Below are 13,240 nucleotides of genomic sequence, written 5' to 3'. Positions count from 1 at the left end.
ACAACAGCTCCTTAGCGGTGACGCAGTTCGCGATGTTGAGACCCATGTTGCTGGACCGCCGCACGCTGATTACTGTTCAGGTGCGCGGAACTGCGGCTCTGCATTCCCCGTTGACGCTGGGCTTCCCAGGACGGCGAGCGGCTGTCGTTCCCACTGAACGCGTTAGAACGCACATTTTGCGCCTTCTGCTGGCGCTGCTGATGCTGCTCAGGGGTGATAGTGGCTCGGTGCTGCTGCACCTGCGATTTCGCCGCTTCGCGATGCTGTTGCTGCTGCGCTGTTGGGTTCTGGGCTCGTGACTTCACTTCCTGACGATGCTGCTGTTGTTGCGCCGTCGGGTTCTGAGCTCGAGATTTCACATCCTGACGATGCTGTTGCTGCTGCGCAGTGGGGTGCTGCAACTTATCTTTCGCAGCCGCCCGGTTCTGCGGAGTGTCATACCCACGGTAGTTACTGCGCTGGGTGATTTTGTTCAACTGCTGCGAGGCCGCCTCACGCTGTGAATTGCGATTGCCTGCAACGGCGGCGACACCGCCCGCAGTCAGCCCGGCTGCTGCGCCGTTATGGGTGCGCTGCTGGAACTGATTCAGCGCCGCCTGGCGTTGGTCGGTGGTGTGCTGCGTGGCGCTCAGGCCGCCAGGGACGTTGGTCTGATGGAACCGCTGCGCCACGTTGTTGTTCGGGTACGGCACGTTATTACGGAACGTCGGGTTGTGCTGCCAGTTCACGTTCTTACCATCCAGATGCTGGTTGGTGAAATGATTGTAGTTGTTGACGTTGATATTGATGTTGTTATTCCCGCCGCCGTGATAGCCGCCATCGTGATGGTAGTAATCGTCATCGTGATGATGGTGGTCGTCATCCCAGTCGATACTGCTGAACAGCGCCCAGGTGGTAGCGACGCCGAGGCTATAGCCGAGGCCATTCATGTAGCTGTTGCTGAATTGCTGGCCCGGGGTCGGTGGTAAATAAACCGGAGGGTATGAAGTGTTCGGCCAGGTGCCGTACACGGTGTTTGGGTTGTACGTCGGCACGTACACCACATTCGGATCGGCGGATTCAATCTTGATAATTTGCGTGGTCGGTGCCGGTTCGACAACGGTGGTGGTGCTGCTTCGGGTCGTAGACGTCGTTGATGTCGATGTCGCATCCGGCGGCGGCGGAGCGATTTGGGTGGTGGTCACTTTCTGCTGCGGGGACGATTTCAGCGTCCCGGTTTGCTGGGCCACGGAACGCAGTTTCTGCACCGAATCCATTACGTCCTGCGGCTGGGCCAGAAACGCATTTCCCAGATCCTGTACCCACTGCGGGTTTTCACCCATCAGCGACAGGAGCGCGGGGAAGGCAACCAGCGATTTTACGCTCGGGTCCCACGGCTGGTTAGCGACGGCCTTCACGGCGGCATCGCCCTGCATCGTCGGGTTATCCTGAGACCACTGAACGGCTTGCAGCACGTTGCTCGGGTAGGTTGAGGCCATCAGCACCTGCGACAGCAGGTTGTCCGGGTAGAGTGCTATAGGTGCGACCCACTGATCGATTTGCGCAGAAGTAAAGGTCGCGGTAACCGGCTGTGCGGCGGCTGTGGTCGGTGTGGCTACGGCTGCAGGTGCAGCAGCGACAGGCTGTGCGACAGGAGTGGGCGCTGGTGGTGCATCTGCCGCGCGGCTTTTGACATACAGTGTTCCCGAGGCGGCTAAAAGCCCGGCGCTACAGATGAGCGCAAGGATATGGGGCTTGAAAGGCAACGTCATTTTTATCTCCTGGCGCAAAATTTGGCCTGTGTCAGAGAGTATTGCCGAAAATGGCAGCATTACCGGGAGTATAGGGCGACTTATTTTTTCTTTTTGACTTTTGTTGGGGTATTGCGCAATTGAAGCGATTCTTAGGCCATTAACCCGACCAAAAAAGAGATTTTTACCTTCTTTATGCTGACCTTAACGATTCAGCAAATTTTTAATGTTGCTTTTTTGTAAACGGATTAACACCCCTTCTAAATCCTGCTATGCTGCCCGACGCGGTATCGGGCTAAAGTACCCTACTAACTGCTGTCTCACAGGAGCGTGAAGAGAACGCCGGCCGCATGTGAAATATAATGAGAGTGAGGAGATACCGTCGTGCTAGAAGAATACCGTAAGCACGTAGCTGAGCGTGCCGCCGAGGGGATTGTTGCAAAACCTTTAGATGCAACCCAAATGGCCGCACTCGTCGAGCTGCTGAAAGCACCGCCCGCGGGCGAAGAAGAATTCCTGTTAGATCTGCTGACTAACCGTGTACCACCAGGCGTCGATGAAGCTGCCTACGTGAAAGCCGGTTTCCTTGCTGCAGTCGCCAAAGGCGAAGCAACCTCCCCATTAGTGACCCCTGAAAAAGCGATCGAACTGCTGGGTACGATGCAGGGCGGCTACAATATTCACCCTCTGATTGACGCGCTGGACAGCGCCACGCTGGCGCCGATTGCCGCTAAAGCCCTGTCTCATACGCTGCTGATGTTCGATAACTTCTACGACGTCGAAGAAAAAGCGAAAGCGGGTAATACCTACGCCAAACAGGTGATCCAGTCCTGGGCCGAGGCTGAATGGTTCCTGAACCGTCCTCAGCTTGCTGAAAAACTGACTGTTACCGTGTTCAAAGTGACTGGCGAAACCAACACCGATGACCTGTCTCCGGCGCCGGATGCCTGGTCACGCCCGGATATTCCACTGCACGCCCTGGCGATGTTGAAAAACGCCCGTGAAGGCATCGATCCGGATCAACCGGGCGCCGTCGGCCCGATCAAACAGATCGAAGCGCTGCAGGCCAAAGGCTTCCCGTTGGCCTACGTCGGTGACGTGGTCGGTACCGGCTCTTCCCGTAAATCCGCCACCAACTCGGTGCTGTGGTTCATGGGGGATGACATTCCTAACGTGCCGAATAAGCGCGGCGGCGGTCTGGTTCTGGGCGGTAAAATTGCACCTATCTTCTTCAATACCATGGAAGATGCGGGCGCGCTGCCGGTAGAGGTCGACGTCAACAACCTGAACATGGGTGACGTGATTGACGTTTATCCGTTCAAAGGTGAAGTGCGTAACCACGAAACCAACGAACTGCTGGCGAACTTTGAGCTGAAAACTGATGTGCTGATCGACGAAGTGCGAGCCGGTGGCCGTATTCCGCTGATCATCGGTCGTGGCCTGACCACCAAAGCGCGTGAAGCGTTGGGTCTGCCGCACAGCGACGTATTCCGTCAAGCGAAAGATGTGGCTGAAACCAGCCGTGGCTATTCGCTGGCGCAGAAAATGGTTGGCCGTGCATGTGGCGTAGAGGGCGTGCGTCCTGGTGCTTATTGCGAACCGAAAATGACCTCTGTAGGCTCTCAGGACACCACCGGCCCAATGACCCGTGATGAACTGAAAGACCTGGCGTGTCTGGGCTTCTCTGCGGACCTGGTGATGCAGTCCTTCTGCCACACCGCGGCGTATCCGAAGCCCGTTGACGTGACCACGCACCACACTCTGCCGGACTTCATCATGAACCGCGGCGGCGTGTCCCTGCGTCCTGGCGACGGCGTTATCCACTCGTGGCTGAACCGTATGCTGCTGCCGGATACCGTCGGCACCGGTGGTGACTCCCATACCCGTTTCCCCATTGGCATCTCCTTCCCGGCAGGTTCCGGACTGGTGGCGTTTGCAGCGGCGACGGGTGTAATGCCACTCGACATGCCGGAATCCGTACTGGTGCGCTTCAAAGGCAAAATGCAGCCGGGCATTACTCTGCGTGATCTGGTCCATGCTATTCCGCTGTATGCCATCAAGCAGGGCCTGCTGACCGTTGAGAAGAAAGGGAAGAAAAACATCTTCTCTGGCCGCATTCTGGAAATTGAAGGTCTGCCGGATCTGAAAGTGGAGCAGGCGTTCGAACTGACCGATGCCTCCGCTGAACGTTCTGCTGCGGGCTGTACCATCAAACTGAACCAGGCGCCGATCGAAGAGTATTTAAGCTCTAACATCGTGCTGCTGAAGTGGATGATTGCGGAAGGCTACGGCGATCGTCGTACGCTTGAGCGTCGCGTTCAGGGCATGGAAAAATGGCTGGCGGATCCGCAGTTGATGGAAGCCGATGCTGACGCGGAATACGCGGCGGTTATCGACATCGATCTGGCGGATATCAAAGAGCCAATCCTGTGTGCGCCGAACGATCCGGACGACGCGCGTCTGCTGTCTGACGTGCAGGGCGACAAGATTGACGAAGTGTTCATCGGTTCGTGCATGACCAACATCGGTCACTTCCGTGCGGCAGGTAAACTGCTGGATGCCCATAAAGGCCAGCTACCAACCCGCCTGTGGGTGGCTCCGCCAACCCGTATGGATGCAGCACAGCTGACGGAAGAAGGCTACTACAGCATCTTCGGTAAGAGCGGTGCGCGCATCGAGATCCCGGGTTGCTCCCTGTGCATGGGCAACCAGGCGCGCGTGGCAGACGGTTCAACGGTGGTTTCCACCTCGACCCGTAACTTCCCGAACCGTCTCGGTACTGGTGCGAACGTCTATCTGGCTTCTGCTGAACTGGCGGCCGTTGCGGCGCTGATCGGCAAACTGCCAACGCCGGAAGAGTACCAGACCTTCGTGTCGCAGGTTGATAAGACCGCGGTGGATACTTATCGCTATCTGAACTTTGACAAGCTGACTCAGTACACCGAGAAAGCCGACGGCGTGATTTTCCAGACCGCAGTGTAAAAGCTTCGACCCCCTCAACCTAACCCTCTCCCTTCCAGGAAGAGGGTTAGGTTTTTTATTTCCATTCCTTACACCCGCCACGCTTTTTTTCTCCTCCCTAACTGCGATAATTAGCACAGGTGCAATGCAGCTGTGACGCGTTGCCGTTTACGAGGAAGACACTATGGAATACGAATTTCTGCGCGATATTACCGGAGGCGTAAAAGTGCGGATGTCGATGGGCCACGAAGTCGTCGGGCACTGGTTCAACGAAGAGGTGAAAGATAACCTCGCACTATTGGATGAAGTTGAACAGGCGGCAGCGGCGGTAAAAGGCACCGAGCGTTCCTGGCAGCGAACGGGTCATGAATATACTCTGTGGCTGGACGGCGAAGAAGTGATGGTTCGCGCGAATCTGCTGGAGTTTTCCGGCGATGAGATGGAAGAAGGGATGAATTATTACGACGAGGAAAGCCTGTCGATGTGTGGCGTAGAAGACTTTCTTCTGGTGATTGCAGCGTATCGCGAGTTTGTCAGTAAAGCTTAATTGTTATCAGCAACACACGGCCGGGGATCTACCCCGGCTTTTTTTTGCTCAAAATGATTAATTGATTATTTGTGATCATTTTGAAACTGTGATCTAAGGGTGTTTCGGGTTTTATTTGATTTAATATAATCAATATGATTTTATTTAATCACTTCGGACAGGTGGAACGACATGAACATCAAGAAAGCAATTGAGCGGGTCCCTGGCGGCATGATGGTCGTGCCACTGGTTATTGGGGCAATCGTCAACACATTTGCGCCACAGGCGTTGGAGATTGGCGGCTTTACTACTGCGCTCTTTAAAAATGGCGCAGCGCCTTTAATAGGCGCATTTCTGCTCTGCATGGGGGCGGGTATCAGTGTAAAAGCCGCGCCGCAAGCCTTGTTGCAGGGCGGTACGATTACACTCACTAAGCTGCTCGTCGCTATCGCTTTAGGACTGGGGGTTGAGCATTTGTTTGGTGCCGAAGGGATCTTCGGCTTAAGCGGCGTAGCCATCATTGCCGCGATGAGCAACTCCAATGGCGGGCTTTATGCGGCCTTAGTTGGCGAATTTGGTAACGAACGCGATGTCGGCGCGATTTCTATCTTATCTCTCAATGACGGGCCTTTTTTCACCATGATCGCGCTTGGCGCGGCAGGTATGGCCAATATTCCCATTATGGCGCTGGTGGCGGTGTTGATCCCACTGCTGGTCGGGATGACCCTGGGGAACCTCGATGCGAATATGCGTGACTTCCTGACCAAAGGCGGGCCGTTGCTGATCCCGTTCTTCGCCTTTGCCCTCGGGGCCGGGATTAACCTTGAAATGCTGTTACAGGGCGGCCTGGCGGGGATCCTGCTTGGCGTGTTGACCACGTTTATCGGCGGCTTCTTTAACATTCGTGCCGATCGTCTGGTGGGTGGAAGCGGTATTGCTGGTGCCGCCGCATCCAGTACGGCAGGCAACGCGGTGGCAACGCCGCTCGCCATTGCACAGGCCGATCCGTCATTAGCGGCTGTTGCCGCAGCGGCAGCCCCGCTGATCGCGGCTTCGGTGATCACCACTGCAATTCTGACCCCGATATTAACCTCATGGGTGGCGAAGAAGCGGGCCCGACTGCTGGCCCAGGAGAAAAGCGCATGAAAATGATCGTTATCGCTGATGACTTTACCGGGGCGAACGATACGGGTGTGCAGCTGGCGAAAAAGGGCGCAAGGACGGAAGTGATGCTCCGTAATGCGCAGAAGCCTTCACGCCATGCGGATGTGCTAATCATCAATACTGAAAGCCGGGCAATGCCTGCGGAACAAGCCGCAGAGTCTGTTCGTCGCGCTCTTCGGCCCTGGTGTGAAACCGCGACGCTACCGCTGGTGTACAAAAAAATCGATTCAACCTTCCGTGGCAACGTGGGGGTGGAGGTGGTCGCGGCGATGCAAACCAGCGGTCGCCGTCTGGCGGTGATTGCCGCGGCAATCCCTTCAGCCGGGCGTACGACACAGGATGGCCATTGTCTGGTCAATGGCGTTCCGCTTCTGGACACCGAATTTGCCAGCGATCCGAAAACGCCGATCACCTCCTCAAGAATTGCCGGGCTGGTTGCACTGCAAAGCGACATGCCTGTTCACGAAGTCCACCTTGCGGATCTTCGTCGTGGACGATTAAGCGCGTTGTTAAGCGGCTGGGCCGCCGAGGCTGAGTGTATGGTCGTCGTCGATGCCGTTGAAGATCGCGATTTGATGCTTATTGCACAAGCGCTCAGCGAACAAACACCACTTCCGCTGATGGTCGGTGCGGCGGGTCTCGCGAATGCCTTACCTGTCAGCCTCTTTATGCATGAACAGCAGGCTTTACCGGTGCTTGTGGTGGCGGGTTCAATGAGTGAGGCCACACGTCGGCAGGTGGAGCGTGCGCTTTGCCAGGGGCGAGCGCAGGTGGTGGATATCGATGTATCCCGCCTGGTCTCCTCTTCGTACGCACTGGAGATAGCCTCGGTGACAGAGCAAGCCTGTGCGCAGCTAAGTCGTCAACACCATACGATCTTACGTACCAGTCGCAGTGCGGAAGAGAGACAGCATATTGATGCGTTATGTGCTTCTTCCGGCATGAATCGTCAGCAATTGGGCGATGTGTTAAGCCAACGTATTGGGGCGATCACGCTGAAGATCCTGGCGCAAGCACGGGTCGGCGGCCTATTTCTGACGGGGGGCGATATTGCGACTGCGGTTGCCACTGCATTGGGCGCAGAGGGATACCGGATCCAGAGTGAGGTCGCGCCCTGTATCCCTTGCGGGACATTTATCAATAGCGAACTGGACGATTTGCCTGTGATCACTAAGGCAGGGGGATTTGGTTCGGATAGCACGCTGTGTGATGCGCTTTATTATATTGAGGAGATGTATAGTGGGCACTAAAACTGTTGCAATCACAATGGGCGATCCTGCGGGGATTGGGCCTGAAATCATTGTTAAAGCATTAATGGAAGATGAACTCAACGGGGCACCGCTGGTGGTCGTGGGTTGTCTGCGTATTCTGCAACGGTTACAGGAAAAAGGCCTGGCAGAGGGGGTTGAGTTTCGTGCAATCAATGAGGTATCCGCCGCTCGCTTTACGCCGGGTGTTATCCATGTGATCGATGAGCCACTGGCGGATCCACAACGACTCGAGCCTGGTAAAGTTCAGGCTCAGGCGGGTGATCTGGCTTATCGCTGTGTTAAACGGGCGACGGAGCTGGCATTGAAAGGGGACGTCCATGCGATTGCCACGGCCCCCCTGAATAAAGAAGCGTTGCATCTCGCCGGGCACAACTATCCGGGGCATACAGAGCTGTTGGCGGCGCTGACTGAAAGCCGTGATTATGCAATGGTGCTGTTCACGGAAAAGCTAAAAGTTATCCATGTCTCTACACATATTGCTTTGCGTAAATTCCTGGACACGCTGAACACGTCCCGTGTCGAAACCGTTATTGGTATTGCGGATACCTTTCTGAAGCGTGTCGGATACACGAAACCCAGAATCGCGGTTGCCGGAGTTAATCCTCATGCGGGTGAAAATGGTCTGTTTGGTGATGAGGAGAGCCGATTCCTGGCACCCGCCATCGCCAGCACCAGGGCAAAAGGGATCGAGGTTTACGGCCCTTGCCCGCCTGATACTGTCTTTCTCCAGGCTTATGAAGGGCAGTACGACATGGTAGTCGCGATGTATCACGATCAGGGGCATATTCCTTTGAAACTTATGGGGTTTTATGACGGTGTAAATATTACAGCTGGTCTGCCTTTTATTCGGACCTCTGCCGATCATGGCACCGCATTTGATATCGCCTGGACGGGAAAAGCAAAATCTGAGAGCATGACTGTCTCGATCAAACTGGCAAGGCAACTGGCGTAATATCCTGTTATGAAAGGACAACACCGTCTGGATAATATTGTGGCGTATCTAAAAAACCATACGCTGGTTACGGTAGAACAACTGGTTGAGGCGGTTGATGCCTCTGCGGCCACTATCCGACGTGATTTGATCAAACTGGATGAACAGGGTGTGATCAGCCGAAGCCATGGCGGCGTTGCATTGCGTCGCTTTGAACCCGTGCAACCTACGACTAACGAAAAGCAACTGCGATCGCCTGCTGAAAAAAAGGCGATCGCTCGCTTCGCCGCCTCGCTGGTTAAACCGGGAGATGCCGTCGTTTTGGATGCCGGAACCACGATGCTCGAACTGGCGAAGTGCTTAACGCATTTACCCTTACGGGTGATTACCGTTGATTTGCATATCGCGTTGTTTTTATCCGAGTTCAGGCAGATTGAAGTAACCATCGTTGGCGGCCGAATTGATGACAGCAGTCAGTCCTGTATCGGTGAGTATGGTCGCAAAATGCTTCGCAGCGTTTTCCCTGATATCGCTTTTCTGAGCTGTAACTCCTGGAGTGCCACGACTGGCGTCACAACGCCAACGGAAGAGAAATCCGGGCTGAAGCAGGACATTATCGCTAATGCTCAACGCAAAGTGCTGCTTGCCGACAGCAGTAAATATGGCGCTCATTCGTTATTCACGGTGGCAACACTTGCCGATTTTAACGATGTGATCACCGATACGCTCCTTTCGCCTGAGGTGCAAGCCGAGCTAAAAGGGCGTGAAATCACCCTTCGGCTCGTTCAACCAGAGTAAGAGCAGCCTCAGCTGTTGGAGAGTACTAAATGCCGGGAATATTGCGGCCGTAGTAAATTTCGCGCATCTCTTTCCAGAGCAGGGCGGTAATTGCCTGCCGCTCTTCTTCACTTAAGTCTTCCGGTTTGGTGTGGAACATGTAGTGCTTCAGGTCGAATTCTTTGAGTAACATCTTGGTATGGAAGATGTTTTCCTGGTACACGTTCACATCCATCATGTCATACAGCGCCTTCATGTCATCGGACATAAAGTTCTGAATGGAGTTAATTTCGTGATCGATAAAGTGCTTCATGCCGTTCACGTCGCGGGTAAAACCGCGCACGCGATAGTCGATAGTCACGATATCCGACTCCAGCTGATGAATCAGGTAATTCAGCGCGTTCAGCGGTGAAATCACTCCGCAGGTCGACACTTCAATATCGGCACGGAACGTACACAGGCCGCCTTCCGGGTGGCTTTCCGGGTAGGTGTGCACGCAAATATGGCTTTTATCGAGATGGGCAACCACGGCTTCCGGCAGCGGGCCGGGATGTTCGGTGGTGTCGATAAGCGTCGGGTCAACCGGCTCTTCGCTCACCAGAATGGTGACGCTGGCACCCTGCGGTTCATAATCCTGACGGGCGATGTTCAGAATATTGGCGCCGATTATTGCGCAGGTTTCAGACAGGATTTCGGTCAGACGGTTGGCGTTATAGAGTTCGTCGATATAGGCGATATAACCATCGCGCTCTTCTGCCGTTTTCACGTAACAGATATCGTAAATACAAAAACTCAGGCTTTTGGTCAGGTTGTTAAAGCCATGCAGTTTAAGCTTTTTCAATTGGGCTCACCTCCTCAAGGGCAGACAGCGCGTTCTGCAGGTATTGCGGTAGGGCAAAGGCCGCGGTGTGGATCGCCGGATTGTAGTAGCGACAGGTCAAATTAGCCTGATGGAATCGGGCCTGGATAATCTCGGTGGAGAGATGGCGCAGCGCTTCGTTGTCCGTCGCCCAGGCGAAGGTCATGATGCCGCCGTAATACGTTGGGATGGCCGCCTGGTAGAAGCTGACATCGCCAAAGTAGCGGCTGAGCTTGCGATGGCTATCGAGGGCTTCGTCCTGTTGCAGGAAGCACACGCCGTTCTGCGCCACGAAAATCCCACCCGGATTCAGGCAACGTTTGCAGCCTTCATAAAATGCCGAGGTAAACAGACTTTCACCGGGACCGATCGGGTCGGTACAGTCGGAAATGATCACGTCAAACGTTTGCGTGGTCTGGTTAACAAAATTGACGCCGTCGTCAATAACCAGGCTGAAGCGCGGATCGTCGTAGCTTCCGGCATTGTGGTTCGGCAGATACTGGCGGCAAAAGGACACCACGCCCGCATCAATCTCGACCATGGTGATGGTTTCGATGTTTTTGTGACGGCTTACTTCACGCAGCATTGCGCCGTCGCCACCGCCGATGATCAGTACGTGTTTCGCATGACCGTGGGCCAGCAGGGGAACGTGAGTCATCATTTCATGGTAGATAAACTCGTCGCGCTCGGTGGTTTGCACCACACCGTCCAGCGCCATCACGCGGCCAAAGGCGGCGTTCTCGAAGATAATCAGATCCTGATGATCCGTCTTCTCATGATAGAGCACGTTATCAACGGCAAAGTACTGACCAAACTGGTCGTGCAGCGTTTCATGCCACTGGGAATTGTCGGCCATTGGTGGATACCTCCTTCGTTAACACCTTTTCAAAATAGGCGCAACATCATAGCCAACAATGACCGGTGTTGCACGGTCATTATTTCAGCAGAAGGGGTTACTTGACGTACGCGAGCAGGCTCAGAGAATCGCGAGCCAGCGCTTTGCACTTTTTAGTGGTAGGGATGCGGATACCGCTGAGATCGCGATAGCTGTCTTCGCCGAGCGCCTTCATGTTAAAGGTGTCGTAGTTGCTCAGATCCCATTGGTTTTGCTGGGCAAAAAAGACCAAAGCACGGCGAATTTGCTGGTTCGGCAGATTCTGGTAGCCGCAGTCGTTTTTCAGGAACACAAATACCGCCGTGAGATCGGCCATATCTTCGGCCTCGGATTCGCTCAATGCATAGCTGTTAGCAGAGATAGCAAGCAGAGTTCCGAGTACCACAGTTCTAAAAAACGTCTTCATTTTAGTTACCAATGCATCCACGAAATTCAACGTTAGCACACTTCTAAAACCTGCGCAGGGCTTTATTAATGGGATTATGCTTGACCTTCCGCTAAGGGAAAGGTTTAAGCTCAATAAATCGCCTGCAGACGAAAAGGGAGTGAAGATGCAACGTCGTGAATTTATCAAATTAGCCGCCGCAGTAGGGGTCGCCAGCGCATTACCGTTATGGAGTCGAAGCGCACTGGCGGCCGATCGCCCCGCGTTACCGATCCCCAATTTACTCACCACGGATTCCCGCAGCCGCATTTCGCTGACGGTACAAAGTGGCAAATCCCAGTTTGGACCGCACAACGCGACCACCTGGGGATATAACGGCAATCTGTTGGGCCCGGCGCTGCAATTGCAGCAGGGCAAACCGGTTACCGTGGATATCCATAATCAGCTGGCTGAAGACACCACCGTGCACTGGCATGGGCTGGAAATTCCAGGCGACGTCGACGGCGGCCCGCAGGGCGTTATCAAGCCCGGCGCCACGCGTACCGTCACTTTTACCCCGACGCAGCAGGCCGCGACCTGTTGGTTCCATCCGCATCAGCACGGAAAAACCGGGCATCAGGTAGCGATGGGGCTGGCGGGGCTGGTACTCATTGAAGACCCGCTGATCCATTCGCTGCTGCTGCCTAAACAGTGGGGCATTGACGATGTGCCGGTGATTATCCAGGACAAGCGTTTTACCGCCGAGGGGCAAATTGATTATCAGCTGGATATCATGAGCGCCGCGGTGGGCTGGTTTGGCGATACGCTGCTGACCAATGGCGCGATTTACCCGCAGCATGCGCCGCCTAAAGGCTGGCTGCGTCTGCGCTTGCTGAACGGCTGTAACGCACGCTCGCTGAATCTGGCGGCCAGCGATAACCGTCCGCTGTACGTGATTGCCAGCGACGGCGGCCTGTTAACCGAACCGGTAAAAGTGACCGAGCTGCCAATGCTGATGGGCGAACGTTTCGAAGTGTTGGTGGACACCAGCGATGGCAAACCGTTTGACCTGGTGATGTTGCCCGTGAATCAAATGGGAATGGCAGTGGCGCCGTTTGATAAGGCTCACCCGGTGATGCGCATTCAGCCGCTGCCGATCCCGGCATCCGCAACGCTGCCGGACACACTGGCGAAGCTGCCTGCGCTACCTTCCCTCGAGGGCCTGACGCAGCGTAAATTCCAGCTGTCGATGGATCCAATGCTCGACATGATGGGCATGCAGGCGCTGATGAAAAAGTACGGCAAGCAAGCAATGGGCGGCATGGATCACGGCCAAATGATGGGCCACGGTGACATGAAGATGGAAGGGATGGACCACGGTAATATGGGTCATATGAATCACGGTGCTCAGGGCTTTGATTTCCACAATGCCAATCGCATTAACGGCCAGGCCTTCGATATGAATAAGCCGATGTTCGCCGCGAGCCGCGGGCAGTTTGAGCGTTGGACGATTTCGGGCGAAGGCGACATGATGCTGCATCCGTTCCATATTCACGGAACCCAGTTCAGAATTCTTGCAGAAAATGGCAAACCGCCAGCGGCTCATCGGTCGGGCTGGAAGGATACGGTTCGCGTGGAAGGGGGCGTCAGCGAGGTATTAGTGAAGTTTGACCACGAAGCATCGAAAGAGCATGCGTATATGGCGCATTGTCATTTGTTAGAGCATGAAGATACGGGAATGATGCTTGGGTTTACGGTGTAA

Annotated in this window: 11 protein-coding genes; 7 read left to right on the top strand and 4 right to left on the bottom strand. The window is 54.9% G+C overall.

Annotated features, from left to right (window positions below; translation table 11 throughout):
• Positions 1 to 11 precede the first annotated feature (11 nt).
• Positions 12 to 1,751 (bottom strand): DUF3300 domain-containing protein, encoded by a 1,740-nt coding sequence (locus tag MUU47_RS06275; RefSeq protein ID WP_258987338.1) that lies wholly within the window; start codon positions 1,749 to 1,751, stop codon positions 12 to 14.
• 363 nt (positions 1,752 to 2,114) lie between these two features.
• Between MUU47_RS06275 and acnB the strand changes: the two genes are divergently transcribed.
• The 6 genes from acnB to MUU47_RS06245 all read left to right on the top strand — a co-directional run bounded on the left by acnB (position 2,115) and on the right by MUU47_RS06245 (position 9,381).
• On the top strand, positions 2,115 to 4,712 hold the full coding sequence (acnB, locus tag MUU47_RS06270) for a bifunctional aconitate hydratase 2/2-methylisocitrate dehydratase (protein WP_258987337.1): 2,598 nt from the start codon (positions 2,115 to 2,117) through the stop codon (positions 4,710 to 4,712).
• Between the two features lie 163 nt (positions 4,713 to 4,875).
• Positions 4,876 to 5,238, top strand: coding sequence for a protein YacL (gene yacL, locus MUU47_RS06265; RefSeq protein ID WP_258987335.1), 363 nt, complete (start codon positions 4,876 to 4,878; stop codon positions 5,236 to 5,238).
• A 171-nt stretch (positions 5,239 to 5,409) separates the two neighbouring features.
• Positions 5,410 to 6,363, top strand: a complete 954-nt coding sequence (locus tag MUU47_RS06260) for a 2-keto-3-deoxygluconate permease 1 (RefSeq protein ID WP_258987334.1) — start codon at positions 5,410 to 5,412, stop codon at positions 6,361 to 6,363.
• Entirely contained in the window at positions 6,360 to 7,631 is a 1,272-nt protein-coding gene (gene dtnK / locus MUU47_RS06255) for a D-threonate kinase (RefSeq protein ID WP_258987333.1), read from the top strand. The genes MUU47_RS06260 and dtnK overlap by 4 nt, the downstream gene beginning before the upstream one ends.
• The gene (locus tag MUU47_RS06250; RefSeq protein WP_258987332.1) at positions 7,621 to 8,604 is read left to right on the top strand and encodes a D-threonate 4-phosphate dehydrogenase; all 984 of its coding nucleotides are present in this window, start codon (positions 7,621 to 7,623) and stop codon (positions 8,602 to 8,604) included. Before dtnK ends, MUU47_RS06250 begins: the two co-directional genes overlap by 11 nt.
• A gap of 9 nt (positions 8,605 to 8,613) precedes the next feature.
• Complete coding sequence (locus MUU47_RS06245; protein WP_258987331.1) at positions 8,614 to 9,381, top strand: DeoR/GlpR family DNA-binding transcription regulator; 768 nt, start codon at positions 8,614 to 8,616, stop codon at positions 9,379 to 9,381.
• A gap of 25 nt (positions 9,382 to 9,406) precedes the next feature.
• Here the strand turns inward: MUU47_RS06245 and speD are convergent, their stop codons facing one another.
• The 3 genes from speD to MUU47_RS06230 all read right to left on the bottom strand — a co-directional run bounded on the left by speD (position 9,407) and on the right by MUU47_RS06230 (position 11,520).
• Positions 9,407 to 10,201 carry an adenosylmethionine decarboxylase gene (speD, locus tag MUU47_RS06240; protein WP_258987330.1) on the bottom strand — a complete coding sequence of 265 codons (795 nt, stop codon included), beginning with the start codon at positions 10,199 to 10,201 and terminating at the stop codon, positions 9,407 to 9,409.
• The gene (gene speE / locus MUU47_RS06235) at positions 10,188 to 11,075 is read right to left on the bottom strand and encodes a polyamine aminopropyltransferase (protein WP_258987329.1); all 888 of its coding nucleotides are present in this window, start codon (positions 11,073 to 11,075) and stop codon (positions 10,188 to 10,190) included. Before speE ends, speD begins: the two co-directional genes overlap by 14 nt.
• Before the next feature lie 97 nt (positions 11,076 to 11,172).
• Entirely contained in the window at positions 11,173 to 11,520 is a 348-nt protein-coding gene (locus MUU47_RS06230; protein ID WP_110510803.1) for a YacC family pilotin-like protein, read from the bottom strand.
• Between the two features lie 145 nt (positions 11,521 to 11,665).
• Between MUU47_RS06230 and cueO the strand changes: the two genes are divergently transcribed.
• Positions 11,666 to 13,240 (top strand): multicopper oxidase CueO, encoded by a 1,575-nt coding sequence (cueO, locus tag MUU47_RS06225; protein WP_258987328.1) that lies wholly within the window; start codon positions 11,666 to 11,668, stop codon positions 13,238 to 13,240.

It is taken from the genome of Scandinavium hiltneri (assembly GCF_024764835.1).
Taxonomy (GTDB): Bacteria; Pseudomonadota; Gammaproteobacteria; order Enterobacterales; family Enterobacteriaceae; genus Scandinavium; species Scandinavium hiltneri.
This window is presented reverse-complemented; position numbering and strand designations above follow the sequence as displayed.